Raw genomic sequence first — 23,265 nt, forward strand, 5'->3', positions numbered from 1 at the left:
AAGAGGTTGCTCAGATCAGTTCAATTTGCCCATGGCAACAGCCACGTCGGCCATGCGCATCGAGAAGCCCCACTCGTTGTCGTACCAAGCCAGCACACGGACCAGGCGGTCACCGACGACACGGGTTTGATCCGGTGCGAAAATTGAACTTTCAGGCGAGTGGTTGAAGTCGGTCGAGACCAGCGGCGCGGTCTCGTATCCTAGCACGCCCTTCATGGTACCCTCGGCAGCGGCGCGGACGGCTTCGTTCACTTCTTCTGCGGTCACATCACGCGCCGCGCGGAACGTCAGGTCTACAGCTGAAACGTTGGGCGTCGGTACCCGGATCGCCGAACCGTCCAGACGACCTTTGAGGTTGGGGAGCACTTCGCCAAGCGCCTTGGCTGCACCGGTTGAGGTTGGGATCATCGACATCGCAGCAGCACGTGCGCGGTACAGATCCTTGTGACCGCGATCGTGCGTAGGCTGATCCCCTGTGTAGGCGTGAATCGTGGTCATTTGACCATGTTCGATGCCGAATGAAGTATCCAAGACCTTCGCTAACGGAGCCAAGCAATTGGTTGTGCATGACGCGTTCGAGATGATCTGATCCTCGACCAATAATTGCTCGTCATTCACACCGAAAACGATGGTTTTTACGGGAGCATCACCTTGGGCTGGAGCTGAAATTAGGACTTTGCGCGAACCGTTCTGTAGATGCCTGCCGGCTTGTTCCTTGCTGCGGAAGATGCCGGTGCATTCCAGCACAACATCAACGTCATTCCAGTCCAGTTCTTCTGGATTTCGGGCTTGGCTGAGACGGATGGGGCGTCTGTTGAGGACGAATTTGTCATTTGTGTATTGGAGATCTCCAGCAAAACGGCCGTGGACACTGTCAAATTGCAAGAGGTGTGCATTCACTGAAGCTGGGAACAAATCGTTGATGGCGATGATTTCTAAATCATCACGTCTGGTTTCCGTGATGGCGCGCAAGGCACAGCGTCCGATGCGGCCAAATCCGTTGATTGCAACTGTTATCGTCATCTTGACATCCCTAAGAATCGTTAGCGCTAACATTGCAGTGTTAGTTGAGAAGTCAAGCCGTTTTGGTTTCGGGCCCTAATTAGTAAAAAACCCGCCGGGAGGAATTCCGGGCGGGTTCAAAAAGCAGACTAAAAAAGGGACGGGGAGGATTTATCCCAGCTTGCCCATGGCAACGGCGACGTCGGCCATGCGCACAGAGAAGCCCCACTCGTTGTCATACCAGGCCAGCACGCGGACCAGACGGTCACCGACGATGCGGGTCTGATCAGGTGCAAAGATCGAGCTTTCGGGCGAGTGGTTGAAGTCGGTCGATACCAACGGCGCGGGCTCATAGCCCAGAACACCTTTCAAGGCGCCTGTCGCAGCGGCGCGGGCAGCCTCGTTTACCTCTTCCGCGGTCACGTCACGCGCCGCACGGAAGGTCAGGTCCACGGCTGAAACGTTTGGTGTAGGCACCCGGATCGCAGAACCATCAAGGCGGCCCTTGAGATTGGGCAGCACTTCGCCAAGCGCCTTGGCGGCACCGGTCGAGGTTGGGATCATCGACATCGCCGCTGCGCGAGCGCGGTACAGGTCCTTGTGACGGCGGTCCAGAGTTGGCTGATCACCAGTGTAGGCGTGGATGGTGGTCATGATCCCGTGCTCGATGCCTACGGCTTCGTCCAGAACCTTGGCCAGCGGGGCCGGGCAGTTGGTTGTGCATGATCCGTTCGACACCATCTTATCATTTGTGGTCAACTCACCGTCGTTGACGCCGAAAACAATGGTCTTGTCGACGTTTTTGCCCGGCGCTGACAGCAGCACTTTTTTGGCGCCACGATCGAGGTGGGCGTTCGCCTTGGTGCCGTCGTTGAACTTGCCGGTACATTCCAGAACAACGTCACAGTCTTCCCAGTCCAATTCGTTCATGTCGTAGGTCGAAAACATCTGCATATCACCACGGCCCAGATTCATGGTGCCGTCGCCGATGGAAACCTCACCCGGGAAGCGACCATGCACGCTGTCGTATTTGATCAGGTGGGCAGCGGTTTCCGGGGGGCCGGTCGCGTTGACCTTGATCACTTCGATATCATCGCGGCCCGAAGCAGCGATGTGGGACAGGGTGCAGCGGCCGATGCGGCCAAAACCGTTGATGCCAACCTTGATGGTCATTTTGCGACTCCGAACATGTGCAATTGTCTCGCCGTATAGACGCCCTGTACGCTTGCAGAAAGGGTAAAAGCGCCGCATTTTTAGCGTGTTAGCGCAAACTGTTCACGGTTGCGCTAACGCTTGCACCGGGCGTGTGATCGTTTAGGGTGCAGCTGCGACAGATCAAGGTGAAAGGTGTCTCAATGAGCGGTCTTCTGGCGTTGTTGGATGATGTGGCGGGGATCGCCAAGGTTGCAGCCGCGTCGGTGGATGACGTCGCTGCCCAAGCACTCAAGGCTGGAACAAAGGCGGCGGGCGCCGTGATCGATGACGCAGCTGTGACACCCAAGTACCTGCATGGGTTCTCGGCCGCGCGGGAATTGCCGGTGATCTGGAAAATCGCCAAGGGCTCGTTCAAGAACAAGCTGTTGTTTCTTCTTCCTGCCGCGCTGATCCTGAGCAGTTTTGCGCCTTGGGCCATCGCGCCTCTGCTGATGCTGGGCGGTGGCTATCTGTGTTTTGAGGGCGCGGAAAAAATCTATCACCTGTTGGCGCCACATGACGACACGCATGTGTTCAAAGAGGATGCACCGGGTGATCCCGCACACTTGGAAGAGCAAAAGGCGGCCGGTGCAATCAAGACGGATTTTATCCTGTCGGCTGAGATCATGACCATTGCCCTAGCGGCTATTCCACCCAGCAACATCTGGATGCAGGCAGCGACCCTGGCCTTGGTCGGAATTGGCATCACGGTTGCGGTTTATGGTGCGGTCGCCCTGATCGTTAAGGCGGACGATGTCGGGCTCTACGTGGCCCAAAACGGCAACTTCGCCCTGACTCGCTCGCTTGGTCGCGGCTTGGTACGCGCGATGCCGAGTTTCATGAAGTTGCTGACCATCGTGGGCACCGCTGCGATGCTTTGGGTCGGCGGCTCGATCATCGTTCACGGGCTCGAAGAGATGGGATACGGCTGGCTGGGGCATCACATCCATGATTGGGCCTATGCTGCGGGTCATATGGTCCCAGAGGGTTGGACCGGTTTCGTCGAATGGTTCACCAAAGCGACGTTGGACGGCATCCTTGGTCTGGTAATTGGGTTTGCCTTGATACCTGTCGCCACCAGGGTTTTGGCACCGTTGGCGGGTGCGATGCAATCAATGTTCAAGCGGAGTTGAAGGCCGACGCCGCCAAAAAAGGTCTTGCTCTGCATAGGGTTTAACCTGTCAAATTCCTTGGTATTCAGCCCAAGGAGATTTTGTTCAGATGGCACGTCATTTTGCTGCACCCACCACGAGACTGGTAAAAAGACCATCCAAAGGCGAGGACAATGTCTGGGCGCTTGATTTGCAAACCGTCATCAACAAGGCGCAACCCGGCGATGTGATCGAACTGCTTCCCGGAAATTACCTATCGCCGGTCGTGATTTCAATTTCAGGAACCAAGTCCAAGCCAATTGTCATTCGAGGTCCCAAAAAGGGTAAAGCTTGCATGGATGGAGGACGAACTCGAGAGCAGGGTCGGGCAGGGGGAATGAAACCCACTGACGGGGATTTCGCATTTATCAAGATTTTTCACGCAGAACACATCAGGCTTGAAGGGCTGGATTTTGAAAATTGCTGGCCCTGTGCGATCTTTGCGCGTTCCGCCCGAAACATCGAGATCCGCAAATGCAGCGGACGCGGATCACGGTATTTCTTTTATGCTCGGCAAACCGACAGGCACCCGACCAAGGGGATAACACTGGATGGAGTTGACTGGATTCAAGACCCTGATTTCGAGATGTGGGAAGGAAAGGTTACCTGGAAGGGGGTCAAGGCCAAGCCAAACCATATCGACAGCAGTTTTTTCAATGGGGCACTGTTTGGATCTTTTGACATCAAAGGGAATGTCACCATTCGGAATTGCAAGATCGCTCATGCGTTCAACGCGATCAGGATGGATATTCGAGCCGAGCGGATAAAACTTGCCAAAGATGGACCCAGGATCTCGCGTAACAAAGGAGTACGTATCTACGACAACGCCTTTTCGTTTATACGTGACAACGCTGTTGAGCCCGAAATGGGGGCCGAAGACTGGGCGATCTTCAACAACCGCTTTTTTAACTGCCACGCCGCGATGTCCCTGGATGGGGTGGCTTTGCGCGATTACCTCATCATCGGCAACTGGTTCTTGAACACCGAGCGTCCAGGCGGGCAGCCAAAACAGAAAAACTCGGGCGGAAAAATATTCAAGTTCTTGGCACCTCCGCGCCTGACAAACAACATGAAACCCGCGCCACGCAAGGGACTTTGGTCGGTGTTCAATTCAGTCCAATCCCGCACAAATTATGCGGTCGAGGGGCGCGCATCGGAATGGCGCGATCGCTACACTCTGATGGGGCTTTATCCCAAGGAACACCCATACGAAACCGCACCGCTGCAACAGGTGTTCGAGTTTATGACTTGGACAGACGGTATGGAGGTGTCCGAAATGGTGACAAATGAACCCTGCTTTCCACGCAAGTACGTGTCCGAAGGGGGCAGGGTAACTGGCAGCAATGTAAGTGGCGATGTGTTCAAAGTTCGCACCTTCACGCTCAAACCCGAGCGCCACCTTGGTGGTTGGAATGGGCGGCTCAAGCGTTCAAAGGTCTCGGCCAAATTTACTTCAAAGGCGTTCAAGATCAAACGCCGGTCGGGCAAAGCACTCTCATTCAGAACAGGGCTGCCTTATGGCGCTAGCCCCGTGAAGTCTTTGGGGCTGAAAGAAGTCTGACGCGAGGTTACGGCTGGTCCAGTCGTACTTGCCCGATATGGTCGCTGCAGAAATAAGCCGGAGCATGAAAGATGAGCGATCTGACCCTTGGCAAAATACTGACCCAAGCTGAAGAAGTCCCTGAGGGTCTGAGGTTCGAAGTCACTGACAATTGGAAACAGGGGCGTACTGCCTTTGGTGGGTTCACTGCCGGGCTGTTGTTAGCCGCTGCGCGCAGAGCTGCTCCCGACTTACCTCCTTTGAGGTCGGTATTGATCAATTTCACTGGCCCGGTGGCTAGTCCCCCGACAATCTCGACCCGTGTTCTCCGACAAGGTCGAAATGTTGTAACCGTTCAGTCCGATGCGATCTGTGACGGGAAGCTTTGCGCACAGGGCACATTTTCCTTCGGTCAGGCGCAAGAGAGCCACGTCAGTCATGCTATGTCAGCACCGGATGCACCGGAACCAGAGCAAACCGAGGATTTCTTGCCTCCCAATATCCCGCTTCCGATCAACTTCTTTCAGAATTTTGAAGCCAAACTGATCGAAGGTCACCGACCCTTTACCGGCGCGGACACGGGGTATGTACGGGCTTGGGTTCGGCATCGTGATGAAGAGGTGCGGAACACGCCCGAAGGGTTAATGAGCATTGCGGACGTTCTGCCCCCCGCGGTTTTTTCCAAAGCCCGAACACTGGGACCAAACTCGTCGATGAACTGGATCTGCAATTTTCTAAGCGAGGATCTGACCAGCCCCGATGGGTGGTGGATGATGGAAAACAACCTGACGGTCGCCGACGACGGTTACAGTTCGCAGGTCATGCGGGTGTGGAATGCCCATGGTCAGTTGGTGATAGACGGTATGCAATCGGTTGTTATCTTTGTGTGACGTTGATTTGACACCAGCGTTTGCTGTTAGCATCAAGAAGTGAAACCAGCTGGAAACCAATGCAGTTTCAGGAAATTCTGGCTTGCACGCCTTCAAGGAACAATACCTACTGGTCAAAAGGTTGGGCTTTGTTCCTATCTTTGCAATCTGTAGTCTAAGGGCATGAGACTACTCGCGAATCCAGCTGTGTCAGAACCGATCAGAGCATTCGGCTTAGCGATCTATCGTTTTGCAGGCAAAGGAGGGTGGGTGATGAGCAGCCATGTGGCCATGTCCATGATGCTTGCACTGTTCCCATTCATTCTGTTTGTGGTCGCCCTTGCAGGCACTTTGTCACATGATTTGATTACCGAAGACCTGATCGAATTGATTTTTGGCACCTGGCCCGAAGTCGTCGCTGACCCAATTGAGACCGAGCTCAACGCGGTTCTGGCCAGCGCCAATTCTCAGGTCATGACAGTGGGTGGTTTATTGGCAATTTACTTTGCATCCAATGGAGTCGATGCCGTCCGCGAAGCAATGACGCGCGCGTATCATGATGTGGACAGCCGCCCATTCTGGCAAGCTCGACTTTTGTGCATAACGATAGTCGTTGCGGGTGGGGCGATTTTGATCATTACAGCCGCAGTCGAAGTTGTGTTTCCAATCTATGCCAACCTCGTCGCCGAGGCTATTCCGGGTGAAACGCCCGCATGGATATCGAAAGAGCGTCTGAGTTGGATATTTATTGTTGCCATACCGGCTGGGGGCGTTCTTGCGTGCCATATGTTGTTGCTTAGCCCGTCGGCATGGCGTGTTTCAAATTTTGCCGGGCGTCGTGTTGACCCTTGTCTTGTGGGCCGCGGCCGGTTGGGGATTTTCGTACTACATCGGGCGATTTGCAGTTTACAGCGCGACTTATGCTGGTCTTGCCGGTGCGATGGCAGCACTTATCTTTTTGTATCTTAATTCAGCTATTCTAATCTTTGGTGCCGAGTACAACGGTGCCTTGATAGATCTGCGTGCAGGCGGTGGAAAAGAGGATCGGTTGTGAAAAATACCGAGATACACACCCGCAAAACAAATGAAAGCCACTTTTTTATGAAAATTCTCACAGCCTTGGCCCTGTTACTTCTGGCAAGTGGATCAGAACTTTTTGCGCAGCAGGACCCGACTTATGTTGGCTCGGACCAATGTCGTGAATGCCATGAAGAAGAAGCCTTGTATTGGGATCAGTCCCACCATGCACAGGCATGGATGCCGCCCAACAATACGTCGATCAAAGGTGATTTCAATCAGTCCTCATTTGACCATGACGGCATGGAAGTTACCTTTTCGTCCGACGACACAGGGTATTTTGCGCAAGTCACGGAAAAGGATGGAAAAACCACTCAATACCTAGTTCACTCCGTTGCCGGGATTGAGCCGCTCCAGCAGTATCTGTTCGAAACAGGCAAAGGACGGCTGCAGAGTTTTGATGTGGCGTGGGATACAGAGCGGCAGGAATGGTTTCACCTTTACCCGGATCAAGACCTGCCACCCGATGATGGCTTGCACTGGACCGGGCCTTACAAGAACTGGAATGCGCGTTGTGCGGAATGTCATGCAACGGGCTACAAGCGTAACTATGGACCACAAACGCGAACCTATCGCTCGAAACAGGTTGAAATCGGGGTTGGGTGTGAAGCGTGCCATGGCCCGGCCTCAGCGCACATTGAATGGACGACTGGCAAAGCACCCGCCGCGGGATTGACAGAGCTTGGGTTTACAATGGACTGGTCGAATGCAGAGGCCGCGGTTCAACAATGCGCCGGATGCCATTCTCGCCGCGAGGCGCTGGCAGATGGAAATCCGGTGCCCGGCACACCTTACCATAATGCCTATACGCTCAGTCTGTTGCGTCCTGGCCTTTACTACCCGGACGGGCAAATCCTGGACGAGGTCTATGTCTTTGGTTCGTTCCTGCAATCAAAGATGTATGCAAAGGGCGTGACATGTATGAATTGCCACAATCCGCACAGCGGCGCCCTGCTGGCCGAGGGAACAGCTGTCTGTACCCAATGTCACTCGCTTGCTGGAAACCCCGATTTCCCAAGCCTGACGTTGGCTGATTATGATAGCCCCGAGCACCATCATCATCCCGAAGGAAGTGAAGGCGCGCAGTGCCGCAACTGTCACATGCCCGAAAAAACCTATATGCAGGTCGACGTGCGAAGCGATCACAGCTTTCGAATTCCGCGTCCTGACCTAAGTGCCGAAACAGGTGCCCCAGACACCTGTACGACTTGCCACGCCGACAAGGACCCGGCGTGGGCGGCATCCCGCATAGCAGAGTGGTTCCCCGACAGCGCCCAAAGGCAGCCTCACTATGGGTCCGCCTTTGCCCGGGCGCAGATTGATCCAGTTCGGGCTTCGGGCGATCTGTTGGGCATCGCATTGGATGAGGGGCAGGCAGGTATAGTGCGCGCAACCGCCCTTTATTTGATGCAAGGGGGCGTGACACCGGATCTGGCTGGGCAGACTGCTGTTTTGCTAGGTTCTGATGACCCGTTGATCCGATCTAGTGCTGCAACCCTGCAACAAGCGGCGCCTCCCGCAGAGCAGGTTGAACGGTTGTTGCCACTTCTTTCGGACCCGGTTCGCTCGGTTCGGATTGCAGCCGCAAAAGCGGTTTTGAACTTGCCCGCGTCTAGTGTCACACGCAGTCAACAGGCCCTTGTTGGAGCTGAGCGTTCAGGACTGGCAGGCATCGCTGCGAACCCGCTTGGATTTCCCTGAGACACATCTGGTTCTGGGCGGTTTGGCCCTGACCATGCGCAACGCACCAGCGGCAGAAAGGGCCTTCCGCGAAGTGGTCGAGATGGACCCGCAACGTGCCGAAGCCTGGCCCATGCTGGTTCGGCTCGCTCACATCAATGGCGGACCACAGGCCGCACGGCGAACTTTGATTGAAGCCTTGGAGCGGGTGCCGGGTGATCCCGCTTTGCTACAATTGAAACAGGAGCTTTCCAGATAGTGCAGTATCCTTGAGATCGCCTTTTTGCTGCCAAATTGCCCACGCATTCCACGGATAGGCAGTCTTGACATGTCGCTGCTCCGAGGATGCCATGTCGAACGCTGCCTATGTGCCAAAAACCGGATACTCTGACGGACGCCACGCGCGTCTGTTCGAATTGTTGCGTCAACAATCGCTGTCGCAACGAGCCACGAAACGCGTCGATCAGAGAGCGCGTAAGCCAGTCACACACGGAGACAGGTTGGCCCTTCAATCCATGGCCGCTGCGTCCTTTCGCGTTCAACGGCTGGGGTAAAATTTAGCCACGAAACCCTGTTGCCACCACAAACTTCTCAGAACTGTCTGACCGGGATGACGGTGGTTTGACGTTGAACACCTTTGTGAATTTTTGCTTGAGCAATTTCTGCAAGTCGCCCTCGGCTCCACCCGCCAGCACCTTAGCCACGAACGTTCCGCCTTCTTCCAGAACGTCAAATGCAAAATAGGCTGCGGTTTCACACAATGAGATGATCCGAAGGTGGTCGGTTTGTTTGTGCCCGCTTGAGGCTGCTGCCATGTCCGACATCACCACATCTGCCTTGCCACCCAGCCAATCCTTGACCTTGTTGTCGGCACCATCGTCCATGAAATCCAGCTGATGAACATCGGCCCCCGCAACCGGCTCAACCTCTTGCAGGTCGATACCAAGAACGGTGCCGATCCGCTTGCCGGAACGTTCGCCCAGCGCATTCACCCGCTTGACCGCAACTTGCAGCCACCCGCCAGGTGCACAGCCAAGATCAACCACTCGCGCGCCAGGCACCAGAAAGCGAAACTTTTCGTCCAGCTCCAGGATCTTGAACGCCGCGCGTCCACGGTACCCTTCGGCCTGAGCGCGTTTGACATAAGGATCGTTCAACTGCCGCTGCAGCCAGCGGGTCGAACTGAGCTTGCGCCCGCGCGCGGACTTCACCTTGACCTTCAGGTCACGCTGTCCACGCCCCGAGGTGTTCTTGCCATCAGGTGTTTTTGCCATGCGGGCCGCCTCCGTTCAGAACGTAGCGTGTACCCTGTTCGATGCGCAGCTTCAAGACGGGCAGGGGCAATCGTCCAGCGGACGCATCAGGGTTTCTTTTCGAACACAATTGTAACCTCACCCACCGTGATGCCAAACCGTTTCATGTAGGCAATATTGAGGACCCGATCCTCGGACAAGTGCCACATCCAGTCATCAAAACTCACTCGTACGGTCTCGCCGTCAACCGGCAGATCGATAGTATAGGCCCAGTTGAACGTGTCGCCGGATTCTGTTCCTTTGGCCGTGCCGATCACACCGGGCGCTGTGCCGGACCAAGTTTCCTTGCCGGTTTTGGTGAGAGTCCAGATACGTTGCTCGGTGGTTTTATCGGAATAGGTGAAATCCTCGACCAGTGTCAGCGTTTCACCATCCCACGTCCCCTCGATATCGACAACAAACCGGCGCGAGACGCGGCCCAGTATGTCCTTGAATTGGCCATAGGCCACCGTCTCGCCCACAAAGAACTCTTCGAGGTTAAATTCAAGATCCGAAAGCTTGTCCTGATCCAGGCTGGGACGCCCGGAACAGGCCGCAAGAAAGAGAAAGGCAAACAAGAGTGCAGCGCGCATAAGAAACCTCGTGATGTTTCTTATGATACGAAGCAGCGCCCAAGTTGGATGAAGGGGCCCTTTAGATCGGTTCAGAAGGGCCCGTCTTCGAGCACACCGTCGCCACTCATCTGAGCGTAAAGCAGCCCTTCGCGCAGTCCCCGGTCCGCAACCGACAACCGGTCGGTGGGCCAACAGCGTAACAGCGCCTGCAGGATGGCCGAGCCGGACATGATCAGCGCCTGCCGATCCTCGCCAATGCGCGGATCGCGGCGGCGCCCAATGGGGCCAAGTTCCAGGTATCCTCGGATCACCTTATCAATCTGATCCGAGGTCATGCGCAAACCGTCGACCTTGGTCCGGTCATAACGTTTCAGACCCAGATGCGAGGCGGCAACGGTTGTCACAGTGCCACTGGTACCGACGATCTGGAACCCTTCGCGGACTTGTTCGTTTTTGTAAGGGGCGAAATCGGCCAGGTTCTCTTCAAAGAACCAACTCATCAATGCGAAGCGGGCGGCGTCATCTTCGACGTCGTTAAACTGATCACGCAAAGTGGCAACGCCCAGCGGCACACTGATCCAATCCACTACTTTTGCGGCCTGAAATGGGCTGTCTGCGGAATGGAACCCTGCGTGCAGGCGGGTGATCGAAACGGGGCGATCCCGACGGGGTACCGACGACAGATCAATCCACACCAGCTCGGTCGAACCACCGCCGATGTCCACAACCAACAACTGTTCGGTTTTGGTTGAAACCAGCGGTGCACAAGAGATAACAGCCAGACGGGCTTCTTCCTCGGGGAGGATGATTTCCAAGGTCAGGCCGGTTTCGCGTTTTACCTGCCGGATAAAGTCGCGAGAATTCTTGGCACGACGGCAGGCTTCGGTCGCGACCAGGCGCATGCGCTTGACCTTGTTGCGCTTCAGTTTTTGCTGACAGATGCGCAGCGCCTGAACGGTGCGCGCCATCGACGAGCGGGACAGTCGACCCGTTCGTTCCAGTCCGGCGCCCAATTGCACCGACTTTGAAAAGCTGTCGACCACATGAAAGCCACTGCCCTTGGGTTGGGCAATCAGCATACGACAACTATTTGTTCCCAGATCCAGCGCTGCATAAAGCTCATCCGGATCCGGCCGTTGAGGCGCGGGGGTTTCGACCGCTTTCGGGAACGCGCCCGCACCTTTGGGACGCTTGGGCGCCATGACTTCACGCCCTCCGATTTCGAGTTGATTTGACCCTAGGCGGCGCTTTGCTCACGCGCAAGAGAATTCACCATCAAGTTGATCCCAACTGTCACATCCGCTTCACATATCAATGCGAGCACAGCGCCAAGATTTCCCGTGTAGGGATTCGTGGATGTAACTCAGCAAGCCAATTCGGAGCACGCTATGAAAAATAATCACGATCTGTCGTTTGACGACTTTGACGAAGCCGTAACTCCCCGCCCCGAAGGGTGCGACTTTGATGATGTGATCGAAGAGGCGCTGAGCCGTCGCGGCTTTCTGGGCGGTGTGCTGGCCATGGGCGGTTTTGCCGCCCTAGGGGGGCTGTTTTGCCCGCCGGTGCCAAGGCGTCAAGCAACCGTTTTGCCTTTGAGGCCGTGGCCACGTCGACCGAAGATGGAATTGTCGTTCCAAAGGGGTACAGGTCCGAGGTTGTCATGCGTTGGGCCGATGTGATGTGGTCTGACAGCGTTGCCTTTGATCAGTACACGCGCGGCACTGCAGAAACGCAGGCCCGCACCTTTGGTGACAACACCGATGGGATGGAGGTTTTCCTTCACGAAGGTCGCACTCTGATGGCGATCAATAACGAGTACACCAACCGCAAGATCATTTGGGGTAACCGCGAAAGTGGCAAATTCGCAAACGCCGATGACGTTGAAAAGGGCATGCTGGCCCATGGTGTGTCGGTGGTCGAGATCGCACATGACGGTTCCGGCTGGGGTATCGTGATTGATAGCCCGTTCAACCGCCGTATCACTCCACAAACTGAAATGGCATTGACCGGGCCCGCCGCAGGTCATGACCTGTTGAAAACCGCCGCTGACCCCACAGGCACCAAGACCTTTGGCACATGGAACAACTGCGGTTCGGGCAAGACCCCCTGGGGCACCTATCTGGCATGTGAAGAGAACTTTAACGGTTACTTTTCAGCCGCCGATGAACATCACGAAGTGTCGGCGGAACTTGCTCGCTACGGTGTTTCAGCCAATGACTGGGGCTATGGCTGGGCCACGATTGACGCGCGTTTTGACGTCGCCAAAACCCCAAATGAGCCGAACCGTGCAGGTTATGTTGTCGAGATTGATCCGCGAGATCCGAACTCGATCCCGAAAAAACGCACTGCCTTGGGCCGCTTCAAGCATGAGAATGCCGAATGTGTCGTCAATTACGACGGGCGACTGGTCATTTATTTGGGCGATGATGAACGTGGTGAGTTCTTGTACCGATATGTCTCGAACGGAAAATATGCTGCTGGTGTCGATACCGATGATCTGATGGAAAACGGTACGCTCTACGCGGCCAAGTTCGACCCGTCAGGCAAAGGCAGCTGGTTGGCCTTGACGCCGGACAACACGGGCATGACGCAGGCAGAAATTTGTATTCACACAAGGATCGCTGCCTCGAAAATGGGGGCGACAACCATGGATCGTCCCGAGTGGGTTACCGCCAATCCAAACTCGGACGAGGTTTATTGCGCGCTGACCAACAACAAGAACCGTGGCATCAAGACCAATGCGGGTGGGGATGAAACACCTGTTGGTGGCCCCAACCCACGTGAGGCGAACAAATACGGCCAGATCGTGCGCTGGCGACCTGCGGGTGGTGATCACACAGCCGATGGGTTCGACTGGGATCTTTATGTGCTGGCTAAGCAATCCGACTGTACATCAGGACGACCGTGCCGGTTCCGACAACATCAACGCGGGCAACATGTTCAACTCGCCCGACGGTCTGGCTTTTGACAGCACTGGGTTGTTGTGGATCCAGACCGACGGCAAAACCTCGAACGAGGGCAGCTATGAGGGGCAGGGGAACAACCAGATGCTGGCGGGTGATCCCGTAACCGGTGAAATCCGCCGCTTTTTGGTTGGCCCAGTCGGGGCCGAGGTCACAGGGCTGTGCTGGTCTGGCGATCGGCGCACCATGTTTGTCGGTATTCAGCACCCTGGCGACAAGGGCGGCAGCCATTGGCCAGATGGTGGCACTTCGGTGCCGCGTTCGGCCATCATCGCTGTGACCCGCGAAGATGGCGGCCTTATTGGGTAGCACAATCCATTCGATAGATGATCATGTGACAATTATGGACCTCGCGCGTGTGATTGCGCGGGGTTTTATTTTTGAAACGGTCTGCCCCGTGCCGCAAGCCTATTCTGCGTACATTACTAAGTGAAGCTGGAGCGCTGTTGCCATTCATGGACCCTGGAAACCCACTGGCATTGAGTGAATGCTAGGATTCGGCTTATCGTAGCGGGAATTTGTCAATCAAAGGCTTTTTTGAATATGAAATCTATTCCTGTACGCCCTGGCGGTCTCAACCTTACTGCAAAGTCTGGCCCCGAAGGGCTTCCACTTCCCGGCATCAACGATGTGGGCCGTGGTCTGGATGTAATTGGAGCCCCTTTCGCCACTCGAGATTGTCTTCTTGAAAAGCTCTTCACCATTGAAGAACGAATTTATCCAGATGCCGACGATACGCCCTCTGAGTATGCGGAATTGGCTAACGCCTATGCGTTGTGTCAGCGTCTCTATGGGAAAAATACTTGGGGTCTTTTGGATGTCTACCCGCTGGTCGGGGGGCGCTCGGATTACCACAAGTGGGAGGGAAACAATCTGACCGAAGTGCAGAACTCGATCATGGGCGAGGTGAGCGTTCAGGGTGAATATGTGGGTTTTTCGGGCCAAGTTTCTGCGATGTCAAAGAGTCGTTCCGCATCCTCTGCAGCGACCTATTTTGTGAACATTTTTGGCTATTTCCCAAAGTACAGTTTGCGTCTTATGCCGCAAAGACCGCTTCGGGATCTCCTCAAACCTGAAGTGCGCGAAATGCTTGACACACATGACGCCGAACGCTTGAAATCCGAGTTTTTCACCCGGTTTGGTGGCTATTATCTCAAGAATGCTGTGATCGGGGGGATCTGCAATTACACCGCCATTCGAACGATGGCGGCTAGCATGGATGATGAGGAGTTTTCCGCAAGTGCAAATGCGTCGTACAGCTATGCCAAGGGATCAGGCAGTGTTGAAGAAGCGGCGAGTCATAAGAAACTGAGTGGCAACGCAGAGGTCGAAATGTATGCCCAAGGTGGAAACGGAACAATTGACTTCGCCGACCCGAAATCATTCCGCCGATGGACGGACTCTGTCCAGGAACAGCCCGAACTGATTGACTTTGAAACGGTCAACAACCAGGCGGGGTGCGCGCCTGTTTGGGATTTGGCCATCACCGAAGAGCGTAAAACGGTAATCCGCGAGGCATTCCTAGAGTACGCGATAGAGCGGCAAACGACTTATGAGTATTTTGACCCGGATCTGAAGGAACTTTATGCCTTTTTTGACTCAAAGACCAACCCCAAGCTGAAGCGCTGGTGCTACTCGATTGCAAAGGGCGACAAGCCAGGGGGTAACTGGACGATCAAGTATCATGGTTTGCATGTTTACAAGGTGCCACGCCCGGGGTGCCAAAAGTTCACGGTCGGTCGGAAAACAAAACAAATGCAGGAAGGCAAGCTCATCAAGAAAAAGGTTGATGTGGACGTGCACCAAATCTTTTCCGGAGGCATCAAGAAAGGGTGGAAAGAGGTCTGCACTTTCTACGCACCAACTCAACCTCTCAAAGCCACAATGGACAAATGGACGCCGATTAACAGTTACAAACGCAACATCAACGGAAACTTTTGCGGCTTGCACTATCACAGCAAGGTAGACGGTGCATGGAGCAAGGTCGAAGACAGTGTCTTTTTCGCAGTCGTAAAAAAGTAGTCTGTTTGAGAGCATCTTCGTGGTAATCAGCGCGGCGAGCGTTGCTGCTTAGCGTCTGTATTTTCCAGCCTTGTGTTTGGTTTCGACGGAGCTCTTTGTGCTCAAGCAAAGAGAATTGTTTATATATGCATGTGGCTCATGTTTGTTCTGAATATTTGGGGCAAGCAAAGCTTCGGAGTATCCACTATTCATCTGACACGCGCCGAAAGGTCGCTTCAAAGTCTGCCAGTGTCGAAATCAGGCCGACCGAAACCCATATTGCCGTTTAGAACCTGTTCATCAGGTCAGGAGGAATCACATCAATGCCCGACGTCACCATCGTTTACTGGCGCGACATCCCAGCCCAAGTCATCGTCGGCAAAGGCCGCCGTGGGGCAAAGCGTCAACTTGAGGAACGGTTCGAACAAGCCATCGACCGTGCCGCGATGAAGGTGAACGCCAAGGACAGCGATGCCTATCTGGCCGAATGGCGCAAGGCTGCCCCCTATGCCGTCGACGGCGATCCCGCCGAGGTGGCCGAGGCAGAGGCCCTGCGTTTGGAGACAGAATACGATCAGGAGCGCATCAAGGCCCTGATTGCCAAAGACGGATGGGCATGAGCCCCACATCAGTATGGGAGGCCGTGATGGCTTTGCTGAATTTCAAGAAACGTGACACGGTCGAAAACGGGCCGGTGAACCCCACCGTCGAGGCGTTCCTCAAAGGTTACTCGATCGAGGTGATGCCGCGCACTGCCGCCAAGGTCGAAGACTTTCGCGCGCTGCTGCCCGAAGACACCCGCGTCTATATCGCCCACATCGAAGGCACGCCGATCGAGGATATGGTGGCTACCGCCAAGCGTCTGAAAGACGAAGGCTATGACGCGATGCCCCATTTCCCGGCACGTATCATCAAGGACAAGGCGACGCTGGCCGATTGGATTTCGCGCTATCAAGGCGAAGCGGACGTCAAGCAAGGTCTAATCCTGGCCGGTGGCGTGGCCGAGCCGCACGGCGATTTCAGCGACTCGATGCAGCTGTTGGAAACTGGCCTGTTCGATCAGGCGGGCTTCAACAACCTGCACGTCGCGGGCCACCCCGAGCCGAACCTGGACATCGACCCCAAGGGCGGCCGTGCCAACACCTATGCGGCGCTGGACTGGAAACTGGAATTCTCCAAGCGCACCGACGCGCAGATGGCTCTGGCGACGCAGTTCTGCTTTGAAGCACAGCCCGTCATCGACTGGGTCAACGAACTGGCCGAGCGCGGCATGAACCTGCCGGTGCACATCGGCATCGCCGGTCCGGCGAAATTGCAGACCATGATCAAGTTCGCCATCGCCTGTGGCGTTGGCCCGTCGCTCAAGGTTCTGCAGAAACGTGCCAAGGACGTGACCAAACTGCTGCTGCCGCACGAGCCAAACGAGATCATTACCGATCTGGCGGTGCACAAGGCGGCAAACCCGGACTTCCAGATCGATAAGGTCCACTTCTTCCCACTCGGTGGCATCAAGACCAACGCCACCTGGGCCATCAACAATGGCGGCGAGAGCACTCGCCCCGTAAACCCCGCATAAGAGGCCGACATGACGCAGACCATCGTAGAGAGCAAAACCAAAACGGCAGTGATCGGCTTTGATCAGCCGTTCTGCGTGATTGGCGAACGCATCAACCCCACCGGCCGCAAAAAGCTGGCAGCTGAATTGGAAGCGGGCGACTTTTCGACCGTTGAGAAGGATGCCGTTGCTCAGGTTCTGGCGGGTGCGACCGTTCTCGATATCAACGCGGGCGTGGTCTACAACTCGAACCCCAACCCGAACGAGACCGAGCCGCCGCTGATGAAAAAGATCGTCGAGCTGGTTCAGGGCCTGGTCGACGTGCCGCTCTGCATCGATAGTTCGGTTCCCGGCGCTCTTGAAGCAGGTCTTGAGGTCTGCGAAGGCCGCCCGCTGCTGAACTCGGTCACCGGTGAAGAAGAGCGCCTGGAAGAGATCCTGCCTCTGGTCAAGAAATACAACGTGCCGGTTGTGGCCATCTCGAACGACGATACCGGTATTTCCGAGGACCCCGATGTGCGCTTTGCCGTGGCCAAGAAGATCGTGGAACGTGCTGCCGATTTTGGCATCCCGGCTCATGACATCGTGGTTGACCCGCTGGTGATGCCTGTGGGCGCGATGGGGACTGCTGGCTTGCAGGTGTTTGCCCTGGTCCGTCGTCTGCGCGAAGAACTGGGCGTGAACACCACGTGCGGCGCATCCAACATCTCGTTTGGTCTGCCCAACCGTCACGGCATCAACAACGCCTTCTTGCCGATGGCGATGGGGGCAGGCATGACCTCGGCGATCATGAACCCTGTTGCTCTGCCCATCGGTCCCAAGAAGATCGCTGAAAAGCGCGCCGAGGTCGAAGCATCGGGCATCGTTCTGCCTGCGGACATGGATGACGAGGCATTCTGCCAGATGTTTGGCCCGGGCTCGACCAAGCCGCGTGCAGGCAAGGAAATGGAGGCCATCCGTGCCGCCAACTTCCTGACCAACAACGACCCGCACGGTGGCGAGTGGATCAAGTTCAACAAGCCGCCTGCCAAAGCTGGTGAAGAAGGCCGTGGCCGGGGTGGCCGCGCCGACGGTCGCCGTCGCCGCGCTTAATCTGCGGAACCAGAATTCATCGGAAAGGCCGGGCCAATGGCGCCCGGCCTTTTTTGTTCTCCGAGAAAATTTCAGGATCTTTGACAACTCGGTCTATAGTTCCCGGATATGAGGGGGAGACTGGATGATGTATGACGTTGAACTGACACGATCCGAATTTCCGATACAAGATGATGAGGTCATTATTGAGTCCACCGTTGGCGGGCTGTTGCGAGAGGTGGCACAAGAGGCCCCTGAACAACTGGCCTTGGTCGAAGTAGACGAGGCTGGACAAAACGGGCGGCGCTGGACTTATGGGGATCTGGCTCGCGATGCCGAAAGGATTGCTTTGGCCCTGTCCACGCGCTACCGGCCTGGCGAACGTATTTGTGTCTGGGCGCCGAACATCCCTGAATGGGTTTTACTGGAATACGCCTGCGCGTTGGCAGGTTTGACCCTTGTTACTGCAAATCCTGCCTATCAAGCGCAGGAACTGGCCTATGTTCTCAAACAATCACGTTCGGTTGCTCTGTTTCGAACCACCTCGTTTAGGGGTAACCCGATGGCTGAGATAGCTGAAAAAGCCGTACAGGGTTTGCCAAATTTGCGGGATGTGGTTGATATCGAAGACTGGGATGCGCTTTTGGCGCAAGGCCAGAATTCGCCACAATTACCGGCAGTTGCTGCAGATGACGCGGCGCAGATACAGTATACCTCAGGTACAACCGGGTTTCCGAAAGGGGCCGTCCTAGGCCATCGCGGGATCACCAACAACGCGCGGTTCTACGCCAAACGCACGGGGGCAACACCCGGCGCGCTTTGGGCCACCATGATGCCTTTGTTTCACACCGCTGGCTGCGGCATGGCCGTGCTTGGGGCGCTGCAATCGAAATCACCTTTGTTTCTGATCAAGATGTTTGCCCCAGAACCGGTGCTCGAATTGTTCGAAAGGGAAAGGATCGCGGCTACGGGCGGAGTTCCGACAATGGTTGTTGCGTTGCTCGAGGTTTTGGAACACCGATCTTTTGACTTGAGCGCGCTCGATACATTTATGTCGGGTGGATCCATGGTCGCGCCTGATTTGGTCGAAAAGATCACGACTGCTCTCGGTTGTACCTTTCAAACCGTCTACGGCCAGACCGAGTGTTCTCCGCTGGTCACGCAGCACCACGTGGGTGAGGCTATGGAGGACATTTCAACAACCGTCGGGCAACCGATGCCGCAGACAGAGGTTTCGATCCGGTCAACGGATAGCAATGATGTCGTCGCGGTCGGTGAGATCGGTGAAATTTGTGTGCGTGGCTACTGCACGATGTTGAAATACAACGACAATCCCGAAGCGACAGCTGCCACAATTGACGCCCAAGGGTGGCTGCACACTGGCGATCTGGGAACGATGGATGCGCGTGGATATGTGGCTGTGACAGGGCGGGTCAAAGAGATGATCATTCGCGGCGGTGAAAACCTGTTTCCCGCCGAGATCGAGAATGTGCTGCTGACTCACCCGTCGGTGGCCGAGGTTGCGGTGGTTGGTTTGCCGGATGATAAATGGGGAGAGGTGGTGGCTGCATTCATCCGCCCGACCGAGGGGTTTGACGTGGATCCAGATACACTCAAGACCCATTGTCGTGCGGAAATGGCCGCAATCAAAACGCCCGTAGTTTGGAGTAAAGTAAATTCGTTTCCGCTTACCGGATCAGGGAAGATACAGAAATTCAACTTACGTGACAGTTATTTAAGTGGAGAACTTCGTGCAATTTGACTGGTGCGAGATTTATCAAAACTAAATATATCTGTATTGTTCTCAAAGCCAACGTTGCTACCGTTGACGTTGCCCTACTTCCAGGCGTTTTCTCTGCGCAGGAAAACGGAGGCAGGACATGCGCAAAACGGCCAAAGTGGTTGTCATCGGTGGCGGTATCGCCGGGTGTTCAACGATCTACCACCTTACGAAAGAGGGCTGGACGGACGTCATGCTGCTGGAGCGGGACGAGCTGACGTCCGGCACCACTTGGCATTCGGCAGCACAGGTCACCAACTTTGGGATGAACCAGACAATGGTCGGCCTGAAAACTCATTCCATAAACCTTTACAAAGAGTTGGCGGACGATCCTGAGTATCCGATCAACTACCACCATGGCGATGGTGGCATTCGCCTGGCCAACACTAACGCGCAAATGGACGGCTATCGCCACTTCGCCTCGATGGCGCGGGGCATGGATGTGCATTTCGAATTGATTGATGCCGAAGAGTGCGCTCGCCGCCATCCCTTGCTGGCCACCGACAATTTGGTGGGCGGGCTTTGGGACCCGCTCGATGGGGATATTGACCCGGCGCAACTGTGTCAGGCGCTAGCACGGCGGGCACGCAAAGCGGGTGCAGAGGTTCATCGCAACACGCCTGTTACGGCGCTGAAGCAGCTCAAAGATGACAGCTGGATCGTGTCCACACCAAAGGGTGACGTGCATGCAGAGATTGTCGTTAATGCGTGCGGATACAGGGTAAATGAGGTGGGCGCTATGATGGGTGTGCACCACCCCGTCGCCTCGATGGAGCATCAGTACTTCCTGACCGAAGAGATACCCGCGATCAAGGACGCAGGTCACCGCATGCCGCTGATCCGTTGCCCGATCAGCGACTACTACTCGCGGCAGGAAAAAAACGGCCTGCTGGTGGGGTTTTACGAGCAGGATTGCAAAACCTGGGGTATGGACGGGATCGATCCGAATTTCGTCAACGCACTCTGTCCCGACGATCTGGACCGGGTGACCGATGTGCTCGAGGGAGCCATCGCGCGGATGCCAGCGTTGGCGGAGGTGGGCATTCACACGATCGTCAACGGTCCAATTACTTATACGATCGATGGCGCGCCACTGGTTGGGCCAATTCCGGGCAAGAGAAATGCGTTTTGTATCATTGGCTTGCGTGCCGGTTTGGGCGAGGGCGGCGGTCATGGATGGCTGTTGGCGCAACAGATCGTGCATGGTGAGGCGTGTTATGACACCTGGTGCCTCGACCCGCGACGGTTTACTGCGCATGGCAATGTGGAGCTTACGGCTCTTAAGGCAATCGAGGACTACCAGAACGAGTTCCGGTTCCATTTCCCACACGAACACCGCCCAGCCGGACGCCCGATCAAGACAACACCGCTGACGCCCGTGTTGGCAGCAGAGGGGGCCGAATTTGGAGTCGTGAACGGATGGGAGCGGGTGGACTACATCAAGCCCGATCCGGAATTCACCGAGACACACAGTTTCCGCTTCAACGAAACCTTTGATGTTGTCGCCAAAGAAGTCGCTGCCGTGCAATCCGGCGTGGGTCTGACCGAGGTCAATGGATTCAACCGGTTCGAGCTGACGGGCGCGGATGTTCATACATTTCTGGATCGAATGATCTGTGGCCGCGTACCGCGCAAAGCGGGGCGTGTAGGGCTGACCTATTTGCTCAACCACCACGGCATGGTCAAATCCGAAGCCACTATTGCGAACTTGCCTGACGGGCGTGTCTGGTACGGTTCAGCTGCTGCCTCGGAATGGCACGATATGGATTGGTTGGAGGCGCATGTGCGCGGCGGAGAAGACGTTCAGATCCGCTCACTGACCAATGAGCATACAATTCTGGTTCTCGCCGGTCCCAAAGCCCGCGATGTGCTGTCCGCGGCCTCGCGCGGGGATTGGTCGGCCGAGTCCTTTCCGTGGCTTTCGGTGCGTGAGGCATTCATCGGTATCGCGCCCGCCGTCGTTATGGCGGTCAGTTTCTCGGGCGAATTGGCCTATGAGATTCACGTGCCCAATAATCAACTTTACGGTGCCTATCTGGCGCTCCGTCGGGCGGGCAGGGCGCATGACATGACTCTCTTCGGCAGTCGGGCGGTTGAATCCATGCGATTGGAAAAAGGTTATCTGCACTGGAAAGCCGAGCTTCAGACCGAGTTTGATCCGTTTGAGACCGGGTTGGAACGTTTTGTGAAACTCGACAAGAACGATTTCATTGGTCGTGAGGCCCTGATCGCACGAAAGGCAAACGGTCCTAATCGGCAACGTGTAACCTTGCTTTTGGATAGCCAGGTTGCACCAGCTCACGCAGGTGCTTCGGTGATGTTGGGCGATCGGGTGGTGGGCACCGTCACGTCGGGTGACTGGGGACATCGCGTTGGCCGGAACATCGCCATGGCCTTTGTAGAGCCGGAATACGCCAGTGGTGTTGGCGACCTGAGCGTCGACGTCATCGGATTGCGGGTTGCGGCACAGGTTTCAAAGAACTCGTGTCTTTACGATCCGCAAAACGCCCGGGTTAAAACCTAATCTTCCGGAGGTCCTTTAGGGTTCAGTTTTGGGTTCAGGTCGTCGGGCCAACGACGACCGTGCTCACTGGGCAGAACAAGGACATCACAGGGCAGGACGGGTGCCAGATCGTACTCCAACCGCAACGTCAGAGCATCGACCTCGCGCGCCGTGACCGTCTTGCCCGGATTGTAGTAGACCGTCACAACAAAGGTTCGGCCCAACTTCATCACTGACAGGTCCGTCAGGACTCCATTGGTTTCGGTAAGGGCAGGGCGTACGGTACGGCGAACGGTGGCGATGTGTTCCGGCGAAGCGGTGACACCGGCAAGTTCACCCAACCCTTTCATGAAGTCCGAGAAATACCGTGTGACAACTGTTGAACACAGGATCAGCACGATAATGGAATCGCCGATCGGTGTGATAAAGGACAGCACTGTATCCTGAAGCAGAACGATGCCGACCATTCCAACTCCGGCGGCCCCGGTGATGATCCCGTCAAACGCTGCCGCTGTTGCCTCTAGCCGTAGGATATCGCTCTTTTTCCGGTCCGTGACCAGGCCCAACGGTGCATCGCCCAAAGCAGGAAGCAGGTGATGCCAATCACGACGAAGTAGATAATTAGCGGCCCAAACACGAGAGGCGTCGGGACACCGCCCGAAGCGTAGCTGACGATGTTCATAATCGCGCTGGCGATGGCAAAAAGAACCAGCCCCAACAGCGACATGGATCGAAAAGTTGTAAAGATGGCCTCGTCTGCAGCATATCCGGCAGGTCGAATGCGATCCGGACCTGAGTCTGCTTTTTGACTGACTTTTCGACCGAGAATGGCGGCAGTGAATCCGATCAGTGAAAACAGACCATCCACCAAAATAGCATTCGAATTCGATAAGATGGCGGCAGCAACACCTGCTATGCCCATGAACAGGTTGCCCCACATGCCAACGATCAGAGAGCGGCCTTCGATGCGCTTCATTTTTTCGGTAGAAAACGGCGATGTTTTAGTCACGGA

Annotated in this window: 23 protein-coding genes and 1 pseudogene; 17 read left to right on the forward strand and 7 right to left on the reverse strand. The window is 55.7% G+C overall.

The window, feature by feature from the left end; translation table 11 throughout:
* Positions 1-15: 15 nt before the first annotated feature.
* Complete coding sequence (gene gap / locus ACZ1HE_RS11430; protein ID WP_472620884.1) at positions 16-1,023, reverse strand: type I glyceraldehyde-3-phosphate dehydrogenase; 1,008 nt, start codon at positions 1,021-1,023, stop codon at positions 16-18.
* 150 nt (positions 1,024-1,173) lie between these two features.
* The gene (gene gap, locus ACZ1HE_RS11435) at positions 1,174-2,175 is read right to left on the reverse strand and encodes a type I glyceraldehyde-3-phosphate dehydrogenase (protein WP_472620886.1); all 1,002 of its coding nucleotides are present in this window, start codon (positions 2,173-2,175) and stop codon (positions 1,174-1,176) included.
* A gap of 182 nt (positions 2,176-2,357) precedes the next feature.
* Here gap (ACZ1HE_RS11435) and ACZ1HE_RS11440 point away from each other — a divergent pair, with 182 nt between their 5' ends.
* From ACZ1HE_RS11440 to ACZ1HE_RS11475, 8 genes and pseudogenes are all read left to right on the forward strand, one after another.
* Positions 2,358-3,329 carry a DUF808 domain-containing protein gene (locus tag ACZ1HE_RS11440; RefSeq protein ID WP_472620888.1) on the forward strand — a complete coding sequence of 324 codons (972 nt, stop codon included), beginning with the start codon at positions 2,358-2,360 and terminating at the stop codon, positions 3,327-3,329.
* An 88-nt stretch (positions 3,330-3,417) separates the two neighbouring features.
* A complete protein-coding gene (locus tag ACZ1HE_RS11445; RefSeq protein WP_472620890.1) occupies positions 3,418-4,908 on the forward strand; it encodes a right-handed parallel beta-helix repeat-containing protein in 1,491 nt (496 codons plus the stop codon).
* 71 nt (positions 4,909-4,979) lie between these two features.
* Positions 4,980-5,777, forward strand: coding sequence for a thioesterase family protein (locus ACZ1HE_RS11450; protein ID WP_472620892.1), 798 nt, complete (start codon positions 4,980-4,982; stop codon positions 5,775-5,777).
* A gap of 279 nt (positions 5,778-6,056) precedes the next feature.
* Positions 6,057-6,461, forward strand: a pseudogene (locus tag ACZ1HE_RS11455) (YihY/virulence factor BrkB family protein); the annotation flags it as partial.
* Between the two features lie 133 nt (positions 6,462-6,594).
* Positions 6,595-6,810 (forward strand): YhjD/YihY/BrkB family envelope integrity protein, encoded by a 216-nt coding sequence (locus ACZ1HE_RS11460; RefSeq protein ID WP_472620894.1) that lies wholly within the window; start codon positions 6,595-6,597, stop codon positions 6,808-6,810.
* Positions 6,811-6,857: 47 nt separating this feature from the next.
* Complete coding sequence (locus ACZ1HE_RS11465) at positions 6,858-8,534, forward strand: cytochrome c3 family protein (protein WP_472620896.1); 1,677 nt, start codon at positions 6,858-6,860, stop codon at positions 8,532-8,534.
* Positions 8,521-8,772: a tetratricopeptide repeat protein gene (locus ACZ1HE_RS11470; RefSeq protein ID WP_472620898.1), complete on the forward strand. Its 252-nt coding sequence runs from the start codon at positions 8,521-8,523 to the stop codon at positions 8,770-8,772. Before ACZ1HE_RS11465 ends, ACZ1HE_RS11470 begins: the two co-directional genes overlap by 14 nt.
* Positions 8,773-8,863: 91 nt before the next feature.
* Positions 8,864-9,067: a hypothetical protein gene (locus ACZ1HE_RS11475; protein ID WP_472620900.1), complete on the forward strand. Its 204-nt coding sequence runs from the start codon at positions 8,864-8,866 to the stop codon at positions 9,065-9,067.
* Positions 9,068-9,070: 3 nt separating this feature from the next.
* Here ACZ1HE_RS11475 and ACZ1HE_RS11480 read toward each other — a convergent pair whose 3' ends face one another.
* The 3 genes from ACZ1HE_RS11480 to ACZ1HE_RS11490 all read right to left on the reverse strand — a co-directional run bounded on the left by ACZ1HE_RS11480 (position 9,071) and on the right by ACZ1HE_RS11490 (position 11,582).
* Positions 9,071-9,787 (reverse strand): RlmE family RNA methyltransferase, encoded by a 717-nt coding sequence (locus ACZ1HE_RS11480; RefSeq protein ID WP_472620902.1) that lies wholly within the window; start codon positions 9,785-9,787, stop codon positions 9,071-9,073.
* 86 nt (positions 9,788-9,873) lie between these two features.
* Positions 9,874-10,398 carry a DUF3833 domain-containing protein gene (locus ACZ1HE_RS11485; protein ID WP_472620904.1) on the reverse strand — a complete coding sequence of 175 codons (525 nt, stop codon included), beginning with the start codon at positions 10,396-10,398 and terminating at the stop codon, positions 9,874-9,876.
* Between the two features lie 71 nt (positions 10,399-10,469).
* Positions 10,470-11,582, reverse strand: coding sequence for a Ppx/GppA phosphatase family protein (locus ACZ1HE_RS11490; protein ID WP_472620906.1), 1,113 nt, complete (start codon positions 11,580-11,582; stop codon positions 10,470-10,472).
* 186 nt (positions 11,583-11,768) lie between these two features.
* Here ACZ1HE_RS11490 and ACZ1HE_RS11495 point away from each other — a divergent pair, with 186 nt between their 5' ends.
* The 9 genes from ACZ1HE_RS11495 to ACZ1HE_RS11535 all read left to right on the forward strand — a co-directional run bounded on the left by ACZ1HE_RS11495 (position 11,769) and on the right by ACZ1HE_RS11535 (position 22,274).
* On the forward strand, positions 11,769-12,059 hold the full coding sequence (locus ACZ1HE_RS11495; protein WP_472620908.1) for a twin-arginine translocation signal domain-containing protein: 291 nt from the start codon (positions 11,769-11,771) through the stop codon (positions 12,057-12,059).
* Positions 11,981-13,348: a PhoX family protein gene (locus tag ACZ1HE_RS11500; protein WP_472620910.1), complete on the forward strand. Its 1,368-nt coding sequence runs from the start codon at positions 11,981-11,983 to the stop codon at positions 13,346-13,348. The genes ACZ1HE_RS11495 and ACZ1HE_RS11500 overlap by 79 nt, the downstream gene beginning before the upstream one ends.
* On the forward strand, positions 13,245-13,652 hold the full coding sequence (locus ACZ1HE_RS11505; protein ID WP_472620912.1) for an alkaline phosphatase PhoX: 408 nt from the start codon (positions 13,245-13,247) through the stop codon (positions 13,650-13,652). Before ACZ1HE_RS11500 ends, ACZ1HE_RS11505 begins: the two co-directional genes overlap by 104 nt.
* A gap of 234 nt (positions 13,653-13,886) precedes the next feature.
* Complete coding sequence (locus ACZ1HE_RS11510; RefSeq protein ID WP_472620914.1) at positions 13,887-15,365, forward strand: MAC/perforin domain-containing protein; 1,479 nt, start codon at positions 13,887-13,889, stop codon at positions 15,363-15,365.
* A 302-nt stretch (positions 15,366-15,667) separates the two neighbouring features.
* A complete protein-coding gene (locus ACZ1HE_RS11515) occupies positions 15,668-15,964 on the forward strand; it encodes a virulence factor (protein WP_108787670.1) in 297 nt (98 codons plus the stop codon).
* A gap of 26 nt (positions 15,965-15,990) precedes the next feature.
* Entirely contained in the window at positions 15,991-16,920 is a 930-nt protein-coding gene (locus ACZ1HE_RS11520) for a methylenetetrahydrofolate reductase (protein WP_472624451.1), read from the forward strand.
* Between the two features lie 9 nt (positions 16,921-16,929).
* Positions 16,930-17,991, forward strand: coding sequence for a methyltetrahydrofolate cobalamin methyltransferase (locus ACZ1HE_RS11525; protein ID WP_472620916.1), 1,062 nt, complete (start codon positions 16,930-16,932; stop codon positions 17,989-17,991).
* A gap of 124 nt (positions 17,992-18,115) precedes the next feature.
* Positions 18,116-19,732, forward strand: a complete 1,617-nt coding sequence (locus tag ACZ1HE_RS11530) for an AMP-binding protein (protein ID WP_472620918.1) — start codon at positions 18,116-18,118, stop codon at positions 19,730-19,732.
* A gap of 118 nt (positions 19,733-19,850) precedes the next feature.
* On the forward strand, positions 19,851-22,274 hold the full coding sequence (locus ACZ1HE_RS11535; RefSeq protein ID WP_472620920.1) for a GcvT family protein: 2,424 nt from the start codon (positions 19,851-19,853) through the stop codon (positions 22,272-22,274).
* Here the strand turns inward: ACZ1HE_RS11535 and ACZ1HE_RS11540 are convergent.
* Both ACZ1HE_RS11540 and ACZ1HE_RS11545 read right to left on the reverse strand, forming a co-directional pair.
* On the reverse strand, positions 22,271-22,834 hold the full coding sequence (locus tag ACZ1HE_RS11540) for a hypothetical protein (protein WP_472620922.1): 564 nt from the start codon (positions 22,832-22,834) through the stop codon (positions 22,271-22,273). The two genes, ACZ1HE_RS11535 and ACZ1HE_RS11540, sit on opposite strands and share 4 nt — an antisense overlap.
* Positions 22,774-23,262 carry a cation efflux transmembrane domain-containing protein gene (locus tag ACZ1HE_RS11545; RefSeq protein ID WP_472620924.1) on the reverse strand — a complete coding sequence of 163 codons (489 nt, stop codon included), beginning with the start codon at positions 23,260-23,262 and terminating at the stop codon, positions 22,774-22,776. The genes ACZ1HE_RS11540 and ACZ1HE_RS11545 overlap by 61 nt, the downstream gene beginning before the upstream one ends.
* Between the last annotated feature and the right edge of the window lie 3 nt (positions 23,263-23,265).

It is taken from the genome of Falsiruegeria sp. JB4-1, from assembly GCF_055693495.1.

What these genes read in the sequence shown, in the direction of transcription:
- gap (WP_472620884.1), bottom strand. Translation starts at nt 1,023, where the DNA reads ATGACGATAACAGTTGCAATCAACGGATTTGGCCGCATCGGACGCTGT.
- gap (WP_472620886.1), bottom strand. Translation starts at nt 2,175, where the DNA reads ATGACCATCAAGGTTGGCATCAACGGTTTTGGCCGCATCGGCCGCTGC.
- ACZ1HE_RS11440 (WP_472620888.1), top strand. Translation starts at nt 2,358, where the DNA reads ATGAGCGGTCTTCTGGCGTTGTTGGATGATGTGGCGGGGATCGCCAAG.
- ACZ1HE_RS11445 (WP_472620890.1), top strand. Translation starts at nt 3,418, where the DNA reads ATGGCACGTCATTTTGCTGCACCCACCACGAGACTGGTAAAAAGACCA.
- ACZ1HE_RS11450 (WP_472620892.1), top strand. Translation starts at nt 4,980, where the DNA reads ATGAGCGATCTGACCCTTGGCAAAATACTGACCCAAGCTGAAGAAGTC.
- ACZ1HE_RS11465 (WP_472620896.1), top strand. Translation starts at nt 6,858, where the DNA reads ATGAAAATTCTCACAGCCTTGGCCCTGTTACTTCTGGCAAGTGGATCA.
- ACZ1HE_RS11475 (WP_472620900.1), top strand. Translation starts at nt 8,864, where the DNA reads ATGTCGAACGCTGCCTATGTGCCAAAAACCGGATACTCTGACGGACGC.
- ACZ1HE_RS11480 (WP_472620902.1), bottom strand. Translation starts at nt 9,787, where the DNA reads ATGGCAAAAACACCTGATGGCAAGAACACCTCGGGGCGTGGACAGCGT.
- ACZ1HE_RS11485 (WP_472620904.1), bottom strand. Translation starts at nt 10,398, where the DNA reads ATGCGCGCTGCACTCTTGTTTGCCTTTCTCTTTCTTGCGGCCTGTTCC.
- ACZ1HE_RS11490 (WP_472620906.1), bottom strand. Translation starts at nt 11,582, where the DNA reads ATGGCGCCCAAGCGTCCCAAAGGTGCGGGCGCGTTCCCGAAAGCGGTC.
- ACZ1HE_RS11495 (WP_472620908.1), top strand. Translation starts at nt 11,769, where the DNA reads ATGAAAAATAATCACGATCTGTCGTTTGACGACTTTGACGAAGCCGTA.
- ACZ1HE_RS11505 (WP_472620912.1), top strand. Translation starts at nt 13,245, where the DNA reads ATGTGCTGGCTAAGCAATCCGACTGTACATCAGGACGACCGTGCCGGT.
- ACZ1HE_RS11510 (WP_472620914.1), top strand. Translation starts at nt 13,887, where the DNA reads ATGAAATCTATTCCTGTACGCCCTGGCGGTCTCAACCTTACTGCAAAG.
- ACZ1HE_RS11515 (WP_108787670.1), top strand. Translation starts at nt 15,668, where the DNA reads ATGCCCGACGTCACCATCGTTTACTGGCGCGACATCCCAGCCCAAGTC.
- ACZ1HE_RS11520 (WP_472624451.1), top strand. Translation starts at nt 15,991, where the DNA reads ATGGCTTTGCTGAATTTCAAGAAACGTGACACGGTCGAAAACGGGCCG.
- ACZ1HE_RS11525 (WP_472620916.1), top strand. Translation starts at nt 16,930, where the DNA reads ATGACGCAGACCATCGTAGAGAGCAAAACCAAAACGGCAGTGATCGGC.
- ACZ1HE_RS11530 (WP_472620918.1), top strand. Translation starts at nt 18,116, where the DNA reads ATGATGTATGACGTTGAACTGACACGATCCGAATTTCCGATACAAGAT.
- ACZ1HE_RS11535 (WP_472620920.1), top strand. Translation starts at nt 19,851, where the DNA reads ATGCGCAAAACGGCCAAAGTGGTTGTCATCGGTGGCGGTATCGCCGGG.